The organism is Pseudomaricurvus hydrocarbonicus (genome assembly GCF_011602365.1).
Classification (GTDB): Bacteria; Pseudomonadota; Gammaproteobacteria; order Pseudomonadales; family Cellvibrionaceae; genus Pseudomaricurvus; species Pseudomaricurvus hydrocarbonicus.
In genome coordinates this window covers 130,122-149,021 of record NZ_JAAONZ010000005.1, presented here as the reverse complement: position 1 = coordinate 149,021, position 18,900 = coordinate 130,122, and the positions used below count along the sequence as shown (strand labels likewise).

Annotated in this window: 7 protein-coding genes and 1 pseudogene; 6 read left to right on the top strand and 2 right to left on the bottom strand. The window is 49.8% G+C overall.

Annotated features, from left to right (window positions below):
- Nucleotides 1-575: 575 nt before the first annotated feature.
- The 6 genes from G8770_RS09220 to G8770_RS09195 all read left to right on the top strand — a co-directional run bounded on the left by G8770_RS09220 (nucleotide 576) and on the right by G8770_RS09195 (nucleotide 8,752).
- The gene (locus G8770_RS09220) at nucleotides 576-2,930 is read left to right on the top strand and encodes a TonB-dependent receptor (RefSeq protein WP_167185164.1); all 2,355 of its coding nucleotides are present in this window, start codon (nucleotides 576-578) and stop codon (nucleotides 2,928-2,930) included.
- Nucleotides 2,931-3,032: 102 nt separating this feature from the next.
- Nucleotides 3,033-3,590 carry an RBBP9/YdeN family alpha/beta hydrolase gene (locus tag G8770_RS09215; RefSeq protein WP_167185162.1) on the top strand — a complete coding sequence of 186 codons (558 nt, stop codon included), beginning with the start codon at nucleotides 3,033-3,035 and terminating at the stop codon, nucleotides 3,588-3,590.
- A gap of 116 nt (nucleotides 3,591-3,706) precedes the next feature.
- On the top strand, nucleotides 3,707-5,344 hold the full coding sequence (locus G8770_RS09210) for a long-chain-fatty-acid--CoA ligase (protein WP_167185159.1): 1,638 nt from the start codon (nucleotides 3,707-3,709) through the stop codon (nucleotides 5,342-5,344).
- 41 nt (nucleotides 5,345-5,385) lie between these two features.
- Nucleotides 5,386-7,128 (top strand): SulP family inorganic anion transporter, encoded by a 1,743-nt coding sequence (locus tag G8770_RS09205; protein WP_167185156.1) that lies wholly within the window; start codon nucleotides 5,386-5,388, stop codon nucleotides 7,126-7,128.
- 933 nt (nucleotides 7,129-8,061) lie between these two features.
- Nucleotides 8,062-8,244 carry a CsbD family protein gene (locus G8770_RS09200; protein WP_167185154.1) on the top strand — a complete coding sequence of 61 codons (183 nt, stop codon included), beginning with the start codon at nucleotides 8,062-8,064 and terminating at the stop codon, nucleotides 8,242-8,244.
- A 31-nt stretch (nucleotides 8,245-8,275) separates the two neighbouring features.
- The gene (locus tag G8770_RS09195) at nucleotides 8,276-8,752 is read left to right on the top strand and encodes a PRC-barrel domain-containing protein (protein WP_167185151.1); all 477 of its coding nucleotides are present in this window, start codon (nucleotides 8,276-8,278) and stop codon (nucleotides 8,750-8,752) included.
- Nucleotides 8,753-8,930: 178 nt separating this feature from the next.
- On the opposite strand, the pseudogene G8770_RS24630 reads toward G8770_RS09195, so the two are convergent.
- Both G8770_RS24630 and G8770_RS24140 read right to left on the bottom strand, forming a co-directional pair.
- Nucleotides 8,931-9,047 (bottom strand): annotated as a pseudogene (locus tag G8770_RS24630) (IS481 family transposase); the annotation flags it as partial.
- A gap of 475 nt (nucleotides 9,048-9,522) precedes the next feature.
- Entirely contained in the window at nucleotides 9,523-18,573 is a 9,051-nt protein-coding gene (locus G8770_RS24140) for a glycoside hydrolase family 94 protein (protein WP_243760378.1), read from the bottom strand.
- Between the last annotated feature and the right edge of the window lie 327 nt (nucleotides 18,574-18,900).

Here is an 18,900-nt window from a genome sequence, read left to right as displayed (position 1 = left end):
GAGCAGATTCCTTCATCTGTCGTAGCCGACGTTAACATTACGCCCGTCCTTATCGATGGCCAATGTAAGGTTATCGACGACGGCTATCCCCGCACAGTACATCACAGTAGCCGTCGGTCTGAAAGCAAGTGGCTCCTTATACGTACCCACCAACGCCATGTCTGATCGGCAGCAGAAGAGAATTCATCCCTGCCCTCATCACACGTATCTGAAGACACAGACACAGTACCGTCAGATGATCCGTTTCAGCAGGGCGCTGGCCCATCTCCACAGAATCCCGAAACGCATTTGTTTTTACCCGGCGATATAACAACCTCACGGCATGACTTGGGTGGGCAATCTATGCCTTCCTTTTCGCGCACAGGCAACACTGCGTGCTCACCCACCCTGTCATGAAATGAAAAGTCACTGTCGCGTAATGAGAAGTAAGCCAACCCCGCCTCTTTTAAAGTAAACCAGCTTGCTAAACAGCAGCGAACAATAGAAACGTCTATAACCATTTTACAGAAATTGAGCCGTACACCGCTGATCCCGACGGCGGTGATTATAAAACTGGCCTGTAGAGGACAAGAATAATGAATATAAAAAAAGCAACGAGAGAGCAAGTCACTAACAAAGGACTGTCGCGTCCATCAATACTGGCGCTGGCCATTGGTCTGGCAACCAGTCCTGTCGTCATGGCGCAATCCGGTAAATCCCCTGCACTGGCGCTGGAAGAGGTGGTTGTCACTGCACAAAAACGCGCTGAAAGCCTTCAGGACGTTCCTGTTTCCGTGGATGCCATGTCCGGCGATCAATTACTCAAAGCAGGCTTCCGCGACGTCGACGACGTGGCTGCACAAGTTCCATCATTAATTGTCACCAGCAACTTATCGCCTCTGAACGCCAGCTTCCGAATCCGCCGAATCGGCAATGAAGGGAATATCCCTACTTTTGAACCTGACACTGCGTTGATCATCGACGGTGCCTTTCGCTCCCGTTCCGGCATTGGGCTGGGCGAACTTGTGGATGTGCAATCAGTGGAAGTGTTGAAAGGCCCCCAAAGTACCCTTTACGGTAAGAATGCCGGCGCCGGTGTCATCAGTATTAACACTGAAGCCCCATCGTCAGAATTTCTGGGCATGGGCGAGATTGGTCTGGGATCCGACAACTTGCAGCAGTTTAAAGGTTACATCAATGGTGCCCTGACCGATGCCGTCAATGGTCGAATCAGCTTTTCCAGCACTCGTCGCGACCATATGATCGACAACCTGATAGGTCCCGACGGAGACAGCCAGGATGGCCAAGCGGTGCGTGTACAGCTGAGTGCCGATCTCACTGACAATTGGTCCTCACGTTTGATCATTGGTCACATGAAGCGAGATATGAATACCATGCTCGGTGATACTTGGTACAGCCCCACTGTCGTCGCCATCGCAGATGCCATGGCACAACTGGGAGCAGGACATCCCGTGACGAACAATGATCCCTCGGATCGAATCATTGAACAGGTGGGTACCAACGACTTTGAACAAGACTCAACCGATGCTGTGTTGCACTTTGAATACAGTGGCGATGGTATTTTATTTAATTCCATTACGGGTTATGAGGATTATGAATCCACAAATATCATGTACGGTGTCGAGCAAATGCCGTCAGACCTGTGGATTTTTAACGACCGCCAAGAAGGCTCTTCCTTCTCCCAAGAATTCCGTTTGATGTCTGACACCGATGACAACTTTAGCTGGCTGGTGGGGACGTTCTATTACCAAAATGAATTTTCTCGTGGAGACAAAAACACGCCTGAATTTGAATTGCAATCCGACGTGGACACGCTAGGCGCGGTTGTAGGTGCAGCAACCATTGGAACACCTATGCCTACACTCTTCGGCAGCCCTGGCGACACCGGTGATGTTTATGCCCAGCAGGATAGTAAGAGTTTTGGACTCTTTGGCACAGTGGGTATCAACCTTACCGACGACCTGAAAGTGGATGTCGGATTGCGCTACTCGTACGATAAAAAAGACGGTAAAGTTGAACAACATACGACCACCGAACTGGGCTGCATTCTCAACAACCTTGTATGCTCAATTACTCCGGATGCCAGCGACTTTGATGACCGTGACAGCTGGTCAGCTATTACCGGAAATACCACCTTGAGCTGGTATGCCAATGACACCACGATGTTGTACGCGACCTATTCACGGGGTTTTAAAGCCGGGGGTTACAGCCTGCAGTGGGGTAACTTCAGCGAAGAAGCGCGCCCCTTCGATGAAGAGACCATCCAAAACTTCGAGCTGGGTTGGAAGGCTGAGTTGTGGGACATGCGCGCACGGATCAATGGCAGTGTCTTTCACACCGAATATGAAGATTTCCAAAACGCCACTTTCGTCGGCCTGGCCTTTGCCGTTAACAATGCCGAGAAGGTCATTGTCGATGGTATTGAACTGGATTCCACGTGGTTACTGACAGAAAACCTGTCCGCCGATATCAATCTGGCGTACATCGATGCCAAATACGATGAGTATACAGGAGGCCAGTGTGCTTATGGCCGCACCTCGGATAATGCGCTGGGGCAATGTGATTTGAGCGGAGAAAACCTGCCTTTCGCGCCTAAATTAACCGGCAATCTGGCATTAGAGTGGAATCAGACATTAGCCGATGGTGACTTTTATGCGCGCGTCGACTACCGCTATACCGACCGCGCCAACTACAGTTCTGAGCTGGATTCACGTCATGAAGAGGACGCTTACTGGGTAGGTAACTTCCGCACTGGTTGGCGTAACGCCACCTGGGATATCGCTGCCTGGGCGAAGAATATCAACGACGAGGTGTACTACGTCCAAAAAACTGCGTCTCCCCTTGCGTCCAAGTTAGATGGTGGCGCTTCTTTCCAGGCGTATACCGGGACACCACGAACCTACGGCGTAACGGTTCGTGTGAATTTTTAATTTCATAAACACACCGATCACAGAGAACCGCTTTGGGGCAGCTCCGCATCAACGGACTGCCCTGTTTTTCAAGCGCTTATTTAACCAGAAGGTAACTAATTCATGGATACCCAAGCAACCGTCTTGATCGTACCCGGCTTGCGAGATCATGTCACCGATCACTGGCAAACATTGCTGGAAGCCAAACTCAACAACGTGAGAGCGGTACAGCCACTAACGACAGATAAACTTAATTGTCGGGCACGGGTTGACAATATTCAGAGCGAAGTTGAGGGGATTGATGGTGACATTATTCTGGTTGCGCACAGTGCTGGTTGCCTGATGGTCGCTCATTGGGCTGCGACCTACACACGTTCTATTAAAGGCGCTCTGCTGGCTGCGCCTCCTGACATCAACGCCGAGTGGCCAGCCCATTACCCCAGCCCTCAAGAATTACGTGAGCACGGTTGGGATCCAACCCCTCAATGCCGCCTGCCCTTTCCCAGCATACTGGCTGCCAGCAGCAACGACTATCTGGCCAGTCTTTCCTCAGCGTCGCTATTAGCATCTGCGTGGGGTAGCCAACTGGTTAATCTGGGAGACGTTGGCCATTTAAACCCCGCATCGGGCTTTGGCTCATGGCTTCTGGCGGAAGAGTTTATTCTCGAGCTCGATCGCTAGCAAAGTGTTTGCGATCAGTTACCGGGCGCAGAACCTAACTGAGAACCTGAGCTTTGTGAATGATCGTACAAATCCCCCAGTCACCTTATACACCTTAAACCACAAGAGGAATCACCATGCTGGGTCAAATGATGAACCTGCCGCTCACCATCACCAACATTATGAACTTTGCTGAGACAGTTCATGGCAGCAGTGAAATCGTCTCCGTGACAGCCGATAACCCTGACCATCATTATACCTACACTGAAGCATTCGCACGAACTCGACAGTTGGCCAATGCGCTAGCCAAGCTTGGCATTGAACAGGGTCAGTGTGTTGGCACTTTAGCGTGGAATGATTACCGCCACTTGGAACTGTATTATGCAACCTCTTGCTCCGGCATGATTTGCCATACCATCAATCCACGCCTTTTCCTTGAACAACTCGAGTACATCATCAACCACGCCAACGATGAGTGGCTGTTTATCGATGTCATGTTTGTGCCCCTGATGGAGACATTGGTTGATAAATTGCCCAATCTAAAAGGCTTTGTGGTACTCACCGACCCAGCTCATATGCCCAACAACAGCAGCTTACCCAACATGATCTGCTATGAAACGTTGATCCAGGGTGAATCATCGAAATTTGACTGGCCGGAGCTGAATGAAAACGCAGCCAGCGCTCTGTGCTACACCTCTGGAACAACCGGCAATCCTAAAGGCGTGCTTTACTCACATCGCTCCACCGTTCTGCACAGCTATACCACTGGGTTGCGAGATATCTTCGGATTGACAATGCACGACGTGGTTATGCCCCTTGTACCTATGTACCACGTCAACGGCTGGGGTTTGGTCTACACAGCCCCTATGGTCGGCGCGAAGTTGGTGATGCCAGGCCCAGCGATGGGTGACGGTGAAGTCTTGAATCGCCTGATCAATGATGAATGCGTCACCTTTTCCGCTGGAGTGCCCACTCTGTGGCTGGCTTTGCTGAATTTTATGCAACAAGCCGGTACCTCTGTACCGACTCTGGAGCGAGTTATTACAGGCGGCGCAGCTTGCCCACAACCCATTTTTGACACTTTCCGAGAAAAGTACGGGGTCGAAGTGCGACAGGCCTGGGGTATGACCGAAATGAGCCCGCTGGGTACATTCAATACCTTTAAACCCCATATGCACAACTGGACGGAGACAGATAAAGCTCCAGTGCGTCTCAAACAAGGTCTGCCCGTCTGTGGCGTGGACATTAAAATCGTCGACAGCGACAACAATGAACTGCCCTGGGATGGCCAGTCATCAGGCTCGCTTAAAGTACGCGGACCCTGGGTTATCCAGCGTTATTTCAAAGCCGACAGCGATGCGACCGACAGCGACGGTTGGTTCGAAACTGGCGATGTGGCGACCATAGACCCTCAGGGTTACATGATGATCACTGATCGCAACAAAGACGTCATCAAATCGGGAGGTGAATGGATTTCTTCGATTGAGTTAGAAAATACCGCCATGACTCACCCACAAGTGGCAGAAGCTGCTGTGATAGGTGTCTATCACGAAAAATGGACTGAAAGACCCTTGCTCTTGGTCGTTCCTCAACCCGGCGAATCCCCGCTCCCCGATGAGCTACTTTCTTACTTCAAGACAAAAGTGGCCAGTTGGTGGATCCCTGAAGCCTGTGAGTTCCTACAAGAGTTACCTCATACCGCAACCGGAAAAGTGAATAAGAAAGAGCTTCGCCAACAATTCAATGACTATCGCTGGCCAGACCATGGCGAATAACAACAGCCGATTGAGCATCTAACTAGCAGAGGAAACCCATTTTGTTGTACAAATTATTCCCAGGGCTTTTATGGCTTAAAAATTACCATAAACATACATTTAGTAGAGATATATTCTCAGGCCTATCCATTGGCGTAATGTTAATTCCCCAAAGCATGGGTTACGCGATGGTTGCAGGTCTACCCCCTGAAATTGGCTTATACGCCGCCATTTTTCCACCTCTGTTGTATGCTTTACTGGGCACATCCAACAAAATTTCTATCGGCCCCGTGGCATTGGATTCTATTTTGATTCTTTCGGGGCTGAGTGTCCTGGCAGAACCTGGCTCAGACGAATATTTACAGCTCGCCATTGTGCTTACACTACTGGTGGGGATTTTACAGTTTGTATTTGGACTGCTGCGCTTTGGTTTCATTGCGAACTTTCTCTCCTATCCAGTAATCGTCGGCTATACCTCAGCAGCAGCGATTATCATCATAGGCAGCCAATTACAAAATCTAGTGGGCGCCAATGTTGAGAGCCAAAATGTTATTGAGTTGGTGTACCAGTTACTTGTGTCTTTCAATCAGTGGAATAGATACACACTAGCTGTCACGACTGCCAGTCTAGTATTTATCATCGCCAGCACCCGGCTTTTACCAAAACTTCCCAACGCCTTAGTTGTTCTCGTAGCAAGCATGTTTATTGCTGGCCTGTGGCAAATTGATGAATATGGAGTGGCTGTTATCAATTCGATTCCTCACGGTCTGCCGATGTTTGAATTCCCCAACCTCAGCTGGAACCAGTTGGGTGAATTATTACCAATCGCCTTCACTGTGGCGTTTATGGGGTACGTCGGAACCATTTCGATTTGTAAATCCCAAGAATCCCCCAAGGACAAGATCAGTGTTAATCCCAATCAAGAGCTGATCGCAATTGGCTTGGCCAACATGTTGGGTGCACTGTTTCGGGCGTTCCCAGTGTCTGCCAGTTTTTCTCGCAGCGCTGCATTTCGTTCGGCCGGCGCTTTGACTCAGGTATCGGCTGTCATTTCTTCACTGTTGATCATTCTCATACTGCTGTTTTTAGCGCCTTTATTCGCCAGCTACCCTTTACCCAAAGCAGTACTTTCCGCCATCATTGTAATGTCGGTACTTGGCCTTTTCAAATACACCGAAATGAAAACTCTTTTTCACCAGAATAAGAAAGAGTTTTGGATTTTAATGACCACATTTTTAATCACCTTATTGCTCGGTGTCCAGCAAGGACTTATGGCAGGCGTGATCATTTCGATTCTACTGGTTATACATAACAGCGCAATGCCACATATGACCGAACTGGGTTTAATTAAAGAACAAGGTCTTTATCGCAATATAAACCGATTCAGCAATGCTGAAACTCGGGATGACCTCTTGATATTCCGCTTCGATGCTCCACTGTATTTTGCCAATAAGGATTACTTTCTCACTCACCTGTACTCATGGATTAAACAGCGACCCTCGAACAGTTTGAAAGCTGTTATTTTTGATGGTAGCGCCGTAAATAGCATTGACAGCACCGCGATCCGTATGCTGTCAAATTTAACGCACAATCTCCATGAGCAAAATATCGAAGTCTACTTTACCAATTTGATCGGACCAGTACGCGATGCTTTAACAGCTTTTAAACTTGGACATTATAAGGAGGGACATATCTTCTCTACGGTCACGGATGCTGTGAAATACATTGATGAGGGTGTCTATTGGCGAACGGAAATTGCTATGCAGACCAACATTGATAGTCCCCCAAAAAACGAAACGGTCTAAATTGGTATTTTCAGGCCATATCAAAAATAGAGGCATTTTGCTAATGGGGAAGTTGACAAAATGATCTGAGTCCCGGAAAAGTGCCAAAATCGAACGGTGGTGACCCCAGATAAATATATAGGGTGTCTTCAGCTCAAGGATAACTCGGACACTTAATGCCCTACGATAAGCGGCGCGAGAAACGAGCTGTCGGTGACCGAAGGTTAAAAATCAAGGACAGCCATTATTCATACTTATAAACTCAAACTTTGGTATGAATATCACAAGCAATGGAACTTTTATCGAGACAATCCCATACTGCAAGGGTTTGCAACACAATCCACTGCCGTTAGCTTGGAGGTCGAAACCCAGATATCGGATGACTGTCGTGCCCCAGCCTCGCTATACGTTCAAACTGCCAATCGGGCGTTGCCTACTCACTGAGAGATTACTTACAACTGGTGGATTGTACGAGGCGTGCCATACGCGATGACAAACGGGGTACGATTCCCGAATACCTGCCGCCGATTCTCACACGGTTAAATATTCCCCCCGACCAATGGCTGATCAGAAGCCAGCACTTTGAACAGATCCTGTATCGACGATTTCGAAAATCGGCTTAACTTTCTCGAGCCCACCCGGCCATATTAATCCATCGGTTTTCGCCGAGGAGTGTCTGCGTCTGAAATATGGCTTTTTGACCTATGTTTAGGCTTTTGTCAATTAATTCTGATTGCGCAAGAGCATTTGGTAAAATCCAAAAGAACTATGATGGGGTTTTCAAAGTCTTTTTTAGGAAGTGCCTGTCTAGGACTTGCTGTTATATCTAAAATTTCAGCACTTAGTGCTTTACCGAACAGACACAGATTTTGGTTTGGCATACTGTATACAGGCAATCAGAATTTTCTGGTTACGTTTTCCAAGCAGTTCTAGGTTAATCCTATGGTGACATTCATGAACAAAGACCAAATTAAAGGCAGATCCGATACTGCAAAAGGTAAAATCAAAGAAAAATTCGGAAAAATTTTCGGCGATAAAAGTACAGAACTCGAAGGAAAATCAGAAAAAGTCGCAGGAAAGGCACAAACAGTCTACGGCGATCTAAAAAGTGATGCTAAACATGATCTCAAGAAATAATAACCCTACTTTAATTAAAAGGAGGTTAGATATGAGCGCTGAAAATCGGGAACACAGTATTTTAAAAGACAGTAATATTCATGCGAAGCATGCCTTGCATCACGCTCCCCCTCCGGCATTGATGAGTGCCAGCACAATCACAGGGGACAATGTCTATAACAATGAAAATGAGGATCTCGGCAAGATCAAGGACATCGTTCTGGATTTAAGTAACGGAAGAATAAGTTATGCAGTGTTGTCATCCGGTACTTTTCTTGGCCTGGGAGAAAAGCTTTTTGCGGTGCCATGGAGTGCACTCACACTTGATGCAGAAAATAAATGCTTTGTATTAAACGTTGACAAAGACGAGTTCAAGCTCGACCCAGGATTTGACAAGGATAAGTGGCCAGACATGGCAGATAAGAAGTGGGAATTAAACAGTCATAACTATTACAAAGCCACACCTTATGATGAAGGTTCTCACACCGGAAAAGCTGACGGGAATTTTGTCTTTTATAAAAGCAGATAGGACACCGTTAATTAACAAAGAAAAACACAGACTTTATGGCGCACGGAAGCGCCGCCACGTCTTTCTTCGAACATTATTGGACATAGAAATAATCTGTCGTAATTCAGACTTATTCTGTAGTAATTCAGACTTGATCTGACAGTTACCGATTTTTCATAAGGTATCTGTGAGGTCAAATTCAGTTCACGAATTTTTCCTTCCAGATCTGCTTGCCATCACGCAAGGTATCCATTGGCGCTCTGCAGCAGCACCTCTTGCCTTGATGGGTTCGTTGATTGTTGCAGTCATCCCACCAGATGTTCGGTTGCCCTTGGTTTGGGCTGTGGGGGAGCATCTGAATGAACGTCTTACCGATGCAGGTATACACAATATGACTTTGGATGCCCCGCGCGTCAACTGTACTTTCATTCCAACCTTATCTAACTCCCCTTCAGATTCATAGTCGATGAAATTCCATTCTAATTTCGAGGCCCTCCTATAGATCGATATGAGAGAACAAAACAGTTGGCAACTGCTGCCATAAATAAATCTTTGGGAGACCGCTCATCACCTGTAGCACCAAATTGTTTTTGTGGGGAAACCACAACATCAGGTAAATTGTTAGCTCGGCCTGTCAATCTACCCAAAACTTTCCTTCGGACTTTACTCTATAAAATTGGGGTAAGTCTGTCATTTTAGTACATCCTAACTAGAGATTTGATGGAACTTAATCCCCAAAATGCTAGTGCTATAAGTCATCTTAGCAGGGAGTGAAAAGTCGATATCAGCCTCTACTGTTTCATTAATGTCACTTGTGTTGATGTTGAAACCCGATAGATAGTCACATCAACAGTATGCTCGTTTTGATCGTCAATCAGCGGCACATTCAACCCCTCCACCCCAACATTTACCTCAACACCATCCAGCGCAATGGTATTCGCACTGGGGATGCCCATGACTGTGCTCTGATGAATATTAATGTGATACATCGATTCACCATAACGATAGGCAATGGCGCAGTCCTCCCACCCCAGAGGTAGACAGGGTTTAACGAAAAGCCGGTCTGCCTCTCGACTCAACCCCATCAATGACTCAATAATCAGGCGGTACAACCAGCCCGCCGATCCGGTATACCAAGTCCAACCACCGCGACCAATGTGCGGTGCGACCCCATACACATCGGCGGCAACCACGTATGGCTCAGTTTTGTAGGTAGCGACCGCTGTTGCTGTCAATGTATGATTAATAGGGTTGATCAATGTCAGCAATTCCCACGCACGAACACTGTCACCCAATTGCGCGAAAGCCATCGCCGCCCATATAGCCGCATGGGTGTATTGCCCACCGTTCTCCCGCACGCCCGGCACATAGCCTTTGATGTACCCTGGCTCTAACTTCGATTTATCAAAGGGCGGATCCAACAATTGTACTAGCCCCTGTTCACGCCGCACCAGGTACTTATCCAGCGCATTCATGGCTTTGTGTGAACGCTCGCCGTCGCCAGCACCAGACAAAACGGACCAGCTCTGGGAAATAGAATCAATCTTGCACTCACGATTCGTCGCTGAACCCAGGGGAGTACCATCGTCAAACCAGGCGCGCTTATACCACTCACCATCCCATGCGTGTTCGGCAAGATTACCCCGCAATGTCTTGGCTTCTTTCCGGCACCGCTCAGAGAAGGCCATGTCGTTATGCATCAGAGCGACATCGGCAAAAGCTGTCAGTACTTGGTAGAGGAAGAACCCGAGCCAAACACTCTCCCCTTTGCCATGGATACCGACCAGATTCATGCCGTCGTTCCAGTCACCAGACCCCATTAATGGCAAGCCGCGCTCACCTAAACGCAAACCGTGCTCAATGGCCTGACGGCAATGCTCATAAAGACTGGCAAATTGCGGCGAGGAACCAGGCAAGTCGTAATAGGATTCTTCATCGGGGTTGAGGCTGCGACCCTCGAGGTAATTGAGTGGTTCATTCAGTACGCCAACATCGCCTGTGGTTTTCAGGTAGCGACAGGTTGCCAATGGCAGCCACAAAAAGTCATCGGAACAACGTGTGCGCACACCTCTGCCTGAAGGAGGATGCCACCAATGCTGGACGTCACCCTGCGCATATTGGCGCTGCCCGCACAACACTATCTGCGCCCGCAGCAATGCCGGCTGAGTGTGCACCAGGGCCATAGCATCCTGCAGTTGATCACGAAAACCGAAGGCACCACCGGACTGGTAGAAACCACTGCGCGCCCATAGCCTGGAGGCTAACGTCTGATAAACCAACCAACCATTTGCCAACACATTCAACGCCACATCCGGGGTATCAATCTGCACTGCACCGAGAGTGTGCTGCCAATGCTGTTTCACTCGTGCCAGCGCTGCGTTCGCCGTTCCTGGTATCCGTAACCGTTTAGCCAACTCACTGGCATGAGTGGTATCACGTCCCGCGCCCAAACGAAAAATAATTTCGCGCTCCTCCCCTGCCGCCAACGCAAAACTGACTTGCAGCGCACCGCAGGGATCGAGTGCCGCGCCTACGCGGCCGGATAAATGGGTTCTGGATAAAGCATCAGGGTTTGCCAGTGAGCCATTACGCCCCAAAAATTCACTGCGATCGCCGGTTAAAGTCCGAGACATATCATCAACATCAAAAAACGCCACACGTCCAGAGAATTCGGTGTTGTAGTTATTGTGAGCCAGCAAGGCGCCACTAAAGGCATCGATGTGCGTGACTACATGCATGGCCGTTTTGGCGCGCAGATCCCCTAGCACCCATTCAACAAACCCGGTTGCGGACAGCTCTCGCGTTCTGCCAGAATTATTGCGCACTCTCAAAACGGAATATTTAACCGGTTCTTCCAGGTCCACATAGATACTCAGCTCTGAGTGAATCCCCTCTGCAGTGCTGTGTTCAAATACGCTGTAGCCAAATCCATGGCGCGTCTGATACGCCCCAACACTGGCACACGGCTGTCCGGTGGGCGACCAAACCTGACCACTGGTTTCATCGCGCAGATAGAGTGCCTCTCCACCGCTGGTGCCAACAGGATCATCACTCCAAGGGGTGAGCCGGAATTCATGAGCATTTTCACTCCAGCTGTATGCCAGACCGCTTTCCGTCACCACCGTGCCAAAACCGGGATTCGCGATGACGTTAACCCAAGGCGTAGGGGTTTGAGTTCCGGTGCTGGTGGTAATGATGTACTCGGTGCCGTCGGCACTGAAGCCGCCCAGTGAATTCTCCAGCATCAGTTGTGGAGCGTGCTGCGCCGTCTGTTGATGCGGTTGTCGCGAGACGGGACTGCCGAATTCCCCCTCTAACACCGTAGGTGTTAACCGCGCCACACTGGTATTTATCAGTGTTCGGCGATTGACCTGCTCCATCATTGTGCCAACACTGTCGACAATAATGACCCGCGCGGCAGCCTGTAACAGAACCCGGTCTTCCAGAGAGATCTGTTCGGCAAAGCGTACAAAAATGCCACCGGGTCGATCAATCGTATGCGCATCACTGCTGGTGGCAATGAGCCCCATGATCTGATCCTGCAACTGCTGTCGGTAGCCAATGTGGTTTTCATTCCAGATTACCAAATCAACTGCCAACCCTTTGAGTCGCCAGTACGCGTGACACTGGATAAGCTGACGGGCATGATCCAGACAATTAATATCCGTAATTTTGAGCAACACAATCGGCAAGTCACCGGATATCGCATACCCCCAAAGACCAGACTGTCCGCGACGGTTCTGAATCAGAATACTGGCATCGGCGCGCAAGGTTGCATTAGCGTAGATGACTGCACCGGCAAGTCGTCGATACAGCTGTGCCTCTAGCTGGTGAGCGTTTATCTGCCGCAAAATCACGCCGCTGTGGGTACCGGCAAGATCGACCACCCGATCCGTCAGATGTCGATCCTGATAACGCTCAATGAGCGTCATGCATTCCTCACGACTGCTCGCGGCCCCAAAGATAAAGTCAACCGTCGCAGACTGCCTTGGCTCAAGCACAATGGAACACCGAATGGCTGCGAGCGGATCAAGTACCGAACCTTGACTGCCTGACAACGGCGTCGTATCGATCATTGCCTGGGGTGCAGCGGACGTACGTCCACGGCCGATAAAGCGCATGCGATCAGTTTCAAACGAAATGTCATTGACCGCGGTTCCATTGGCGCCCAGAAGGTGGAACATCCACGGGGGTTTTTCACCGGTCGATCGTGGACGTCGGCTGCACAGGATCGCGTTCTCGTGGCTCAGCACTTCGGTCTGGACAAATAGCTTCCCAAATGCAGATTGCATGGCATCCGCATCGGGGGTAGAGAGCACCACCTCTGTACAACTGGTGATTTCGATGGTTTTTCGTGTCAGTGATCGATTGGTCAAGCGCACTCGGCGCAGCTCGATATCATCTTCCGGTGACACCACAATTTCGGTGTAGGTCTCAATCTCTCCATCGCGGCGGCGATATTCAGCACGACCTTCCGAAAACATCGCCGCGTAACTGGCTGCGGGTTGGCAAGTGGGTTGATGAGCGGCTGACCAATACTCGCCACTATTAAGATCACGCAGATAAATAAAGGATCCCCAGTTATCACAAGTGCTGTCTTCGCGCCAACGAGTTAACGCAAATCCCTGCCAACGGCTGTAACCACCACCGGCATTAGTCACCATCACCTGATAACGTCCGTTAGACAACAGTTGCACCTCGGGTGTCTGCGTTTGTGCGCCCATGGGAGCGTCCAGTGATGCTTCCATGGCGTCGGCAAAATCCTCTCCCTCTGCGTGTTCCGCAATGCGAGTATCCAGCACGGTGGTTTTCGGAATGCGCTCCTGCAACAGCAGAAGTGTTGCCTGCAAGGCAGGATCTGACACAAAGCGCCGCTGCATGGGACGTTGCAACAGCAGGTAGGCCAGTGACAACAACGTCATACCCTGATGGTGGGCCATAAAAGAGCGCACAACACTGTGGCTCTGACCGCGCAGTAACCGTATCGGGGTATAGTCAACCGCCTCGTAAAACCCAAATCGCCCCTCTATTCCGTCGCTCGAAAACTGTTGTAAATTAAGACACGCCTGCTCAGGTGCAATCATCAAGGCTAGCGCTGTAGCGTAGGGAGCAACCACGAACTCTTCGGCCAGACCCCGCTTTAAACCCAACCCAGGAACACCAAAGGCGTGGTATTGATAATTCATGTTTGCATCGACAATGTTGTAACCCGACTCAGACACCCCCCAGGGCATGCTTCGCTGCTTACCGTAAGCGATCTGTCGCATTACCGCCGCGCGGCAACTCTGTTCCAGCAAAGAGCTGTCGTACATGGGCATGACCAACAGGGGCATCAGATACTCAAACATCGAGCCACTCCACGACACCAGCACCGGTTCGCCACCGGCTTTGGTCAATAACCGTCCCAGAGCGAACCAGCTCTCTTGTGGCAACTGCCCCTGAGCAATAGCCACAAAGTTACACAGCCGTGCTTCCGACGCCAGCAAGTCGTAATAGCTGGTATCGCATCGGCATTCATCAACGTTGTAACCCACAGCCAATAGGTGGCTCGATCGATCGTATAAGAGTTCGTACTCCATGATGGCGAAACCGTCCGCCTGCCGAGCCAAACTCTGTGCGCTAGCCATGCGATCAAGCATCTGAGACTGACCTTGTTCAAGCCGTTGACGCAGGAAGAGTAAAGCGTCACGCTCGGTTGTGGATTTTTCTATTGACAGATCACTGTCACGCTGCTGAGTGATCGTCACCAGATGATCAATCTCTGCCAGCCACTGTGAACTCCGTTCGTTCAACTCGGCCAATGTTGGGATGCTATTAAATTTCATCATTACCTGCATCGGCTCCGGCAGGTTCTTGATTGTGAGCCATGGCGCCATAGCCAGAAGATCATCCAGCCCATCTTGCGTCTGACGCTTCACCGCGTACAACCACTGCATGGCGGTCGCCATTCTTTCATCCATACTCAAGTTTTTATTAACACTCAAATTTCCATTAACTCTCAAACTTTCATTAACATTCAAAACTTCGACTCTGTCTGCCTCGTCTGCCTCGTCTGCCTCGTCTGCCGGGGTTACAGTAGCCGGATTTATCACACCGTGCTTGGCAGCAGTCATAATAAGGCAGGCTAAACTCCGCGCTATTTCCTGCAGGCAGCAGAAAGTCCCCGGCAAGGTCATTGGCTGTAACGCAACAGCCTCGTTAATCAGTAATTGAAGCTTCGCCATAGACGCCGCATCAAAAGGGCTTTCATCGATAGCGCTGCGAACATCGGCTACCGCTTCCTGCATCAAACTGACACTATCGGCCAGCCCATCAAAAACACGTGGCGACACCAACATCTGTGTCGGCAACTCCAGCAGTGCCGCACGCAGGGTTAATAGGTGTCCAGCGAGATTGCCACTGTCCACTGAGGAAATGTAACGAGGAGGCAAAGGCTGCAGTGTTTCGGTGTCATACCAGTTATAAAAGTGTCCCTGATAACGCTCCAGCTTCTCCAGCGTAACAAAGGTATCCGCACAACGACTAAGCAGGGTGCCGGTAGAAATATAGCCAAAATCAGCGGCGCTAATATTGGCCAGTAATGACATACCAATATTCGTTGGCGACGTGCGATGAGCCAAGACTGGCCCAGGATCTTCCTGAAAATTATCAGGCGGTAACCAATGGTCGTTGGCAGTAACAAAACAGTCAAAAAACGCCCAGGTTTTCCGTGCAATTCTTCGTAAAAACAGTAACTGTTCATCACTTAATTCATGTTCATTCCGCACCAAAGGCTTGCTGAGCCACCAGGAAAATAACGGGGCTAACAGCCATAAACTGGTAACCGGTATGACCGCTATAAACATATACAACCCGGCAAAACCACTCGCCACGGTAACGCCAACCGCCAGCGCGGGCGCAATCCACATTGAGCGATATTCTGCAACGAGACCCTCCTCATTACTGCTATCCCCACGAGACGAGGAATGATTATTGAAAACACTCCATTCCAGCAAACGTTTGTGCGTGCCTAATACGCGCCAAGACGTACGCAAGATGGTAAAAAAGTTAATGCACGCCTCAAAGGGAAGGCAGGCAAAGCGGAATAAAATCAGGGTGGTGTTCTGTCGCACCGATCTGAACACCGTGGCCAGATGCCGGCTATAAAGAACCTCCTGAGGCCGACGCAACCCATCAACAACGCAAGCCAACAAAGAGGGAATCAACAGCACACCGACTACCACCAATGTCCAAAACCAGGGCTGTGAAAACAAAAACCAGCCGCACAATAGCAGCAGCATAAACACAACAGGAATCAGACTGCGACGAAGGTTATCCAACACTTTCCACTGCGATAACCACGACAGCGGATTGCGCTCCCGTCGTCCATCGAATCCCGGAACCCTGGGCAATAACCAATCGGCTATTTGCCAGTCACCGCGAATCCAACGCTGCTGCCGCGCAACATCAGTCTGATAGCGGGCGGGATATTCCTCATACAGATGAACATCGCTCAGCAGCCCAGAACGCGCATAGCAACCCTCAAGTAAATCATGACTGAGAATCCGGTTTTCAGGAAAGCGTTGGTCGAGCGCGCATTCAAAGGCATCAATATCGTAAATACCCTTGCCAATAAAGGACCCCTCGGCAAATAAGTCTTGATAAATATCCGAGACTGAACGGGTATAGGGATCAATACCGGGTTCATTGCCACAGAGTTGCGCATAGCGAGAGCGGTTTGCCCCCGACAAACTGGCGGCCATACGCGGCTGAAGAATGCCATAGCCACCTACGACGCGCCGGCAACAGTCATCATAACGTGGCTGGTTGAGAGGGTGTGCCATGGTAGCGATGAACTGCTGCGCGGAATCTCGAGGCAGCTCGGTATCGGTATCCAGAGTGATGACGTACTTAACATCTGACAGCTCGGCCCTATTGCCGATCGTCACATTGAAGCGATCCCAGCCGCCGCCCCGCAGAGCGTGATTGAGTTCGGCCAGCTTGCCACGCTTGCGCTCGTAGCCCATCCACTTATTTTCTTTCGGATTCCAGCGGCGAGGGCGGTGTAATAAAAAAAAGTGGTCGCCAGTCTGGTATTTCTCATTGAGCTTTTCGATACCGCGACTGGCCAACACTAACAGCGGTTCATCCGTCGGCAGAGTCTCGACATCAGCATCACAAAAATCCGACAGCAGTGCAAAATGCAGATAGGGATCACGGCATCCCAGAAAACGCACTTCGAGGGCCTCAAGGAGATCCGAAACACCCCGCGCGCTACTGAGCAAGGTAGGAATAACCACCAGGGTGCGCTTCTCCGGTGGTAACCCTTTCGAGTAATCCATGCGCGGCAATAATTGCGGCCTCACCAATAAGGTCACTAACCAGTTTACCAGCGCCGACGCCAACTGGCTGAACGCCAATATCACCAAGGTCGACAGCAGTATAAATTGCCAAGCGACCATACTTTCACGATACGCTGGTATCAGCAGTGCACCGCTAAATATCATTGTCAATAATGTGATGGAGCCGAGGTACACCACTAACGGCGCACGGCGAAGCCAACGACTGATCCGCTCCACACGGGTCAGCTTCACGCCTAGCACCGTTTCTAATGTGGGCCGCCCTTGATCTATCAAGTAGTAACCCACATGAGCGGTATGATCATGATGACCGTTTTGCACAGCCCCTGATTTCGCAAGATCGATCGCCACCTCCGCCACATGAATTTCAGCCTGTCCCAAGGACGAGTCGAAACCTGGGCTGCGTTTGGCCAGAATATCGATGACTTGCCGGTAGCGATCGCGGGAAGCAAAATCCATCGCGGAATACACTGTACCGCAATTATCCTCGCACATGTCCCGACACAGTACCCGTTCGACCAGACTCATGTCCTCGATAAATTCACGCCACTCCATTGCTCCCAAAAAGCGCAAACTGCCTATGGTATTACTGACAGAAGCCTGATCGGCCGCCTGCTGTTGAGTTTCTGAAAGTACCAGCTGTTCGATGGTCAAACTCGATTCAGCCAATCGCTGCCTGATCCAGGTTAATGGCAGAGCCAGAGCCGATCCGTGCCCCTGAAGACAACGCTCCAGCTCCGCCACAAATGAACTCACCATCGGCGGGGCTGAACGGGCCATGTCAGCAATCACTAAAATCAGACTTTTGGGGTCACTTTCAGCGATTTCCAGCATTCTGTTAGCCCACTCCTGGGCCAGGTTGACATTCACTCTGGCCGCAGCAATGCGCACACTGACGCGTCGTAAATTCTCAATCATCGCTAGCCGCAGCATGATGGGGATTGCCCACAGCTCACCTAACATCAATGGTGTAACGGTTTGATAGGCAGCAACAAACAGCGTTAACGCCTCGCGATCAACACGGCCGTCGCCATGAGAGATAACCTCTAAAGCCAGATCATAGACACGCGGCAAGCCTGCAGAAGGTCCTTCTACCAACCGCGGCAACTCACGACTGTAATCCTTTGGTAAATGCCGTCTTGCGATACGCACTTGTTCATCAATCAAGTAAAAGTTATCCAGCAACCATTCCCCAGCAGGAACTATCCGCAATTTGTTCTTTACCGCGGCGGTTAACAGTGAATGCGTTTCAATTAAGCGGCGCTCATTGTCATCGAGACGTGACAGCAAGCGATCTAAATGTTCCGATTCACCCAAGGTATGTTTCAACGCCAAATATTTTCCGTGCTGCTCCATTTGTTCAGCGCAAAACAGCTCATCACGTAGCGGCATTTCCTCGACTTCTGCATCCAGCTTTACGCCTTTACCATTCAAACGCCTGATGAAATCCGTGCCTTTTGAAATATGGCCATTGAATACCTTGCTAAAATTTTTCAGTGACATTTGATTCATCAATATCGATAATCCATTGTACTGCTGGCTTTGCCAACGTGAATTTCACTGCTTTCAACCGCTTACTGATATATCTCTATACACTTAACGTTTATAAGGCACGCTTCCTTAATCACAAAAAAAACTGTCAAACTGAACTTGATCAGACGATTCAAGGCCCGCAAGAATCCCCCCAGCTCGGACGATGGCGATTCGAAGACATTAGAAACAATGGCGGCTGAATAGAGAAGTCACTGATATTCAAAAAATAAACTGGGCTTATCAAATCAGCACGGAGAAAAGGTAATATCTAGAGTGAAATAGTATCTAGAATTGACG

What these genes read in the sequence shown, in the direction of transcription:
- G8770_RS09220 (WP_167185164.1), top strand. Translation starts at nt 576, where the DNA reads ATGAATATAAAAAAAGCAACGAGAGAGCAAGTCACTAACAAAGGACTG.
- G8770_RS09215 (WP_167185162.1), top strand. Translation starts at nt 3,033, where the DNA reads ATGGATACCCAAGCAACCGTCTTGATCGTACCCGGCTTGCGAGATCAT.
- G8770_RS09210 (WP_167185159.1), top strand. Translation starts at nt 3,707, where the DNA reads ATGCTGGGTCAAATGATGAACCTGCCGCTCACCATCACCAACATTATG.
- G8770_RS09200 (WP_167185154.1), top strand. Translation starts at nt 8,062, where the DNA reads ATGAACAAAGACCAAATTAAAGGCAGATCCGATACTGCAAAAGGTAAA.
- G8770_RS09195 (WP_167185151.1), top strand. Translation starts at nt 8,276, where the DNA reads ATGAGCGCTGAAAATCGGGAACACAGTATTTTAAAAGACAGTAATATT.
- G8770_RS24140 (WP_243760378.1), bottom strand. Translation starts at nt 18,573, where the DNA reads ATGTCACTGAAAAATTTTAGCAAGGTATTCAATGGCCATATTTCAAAA.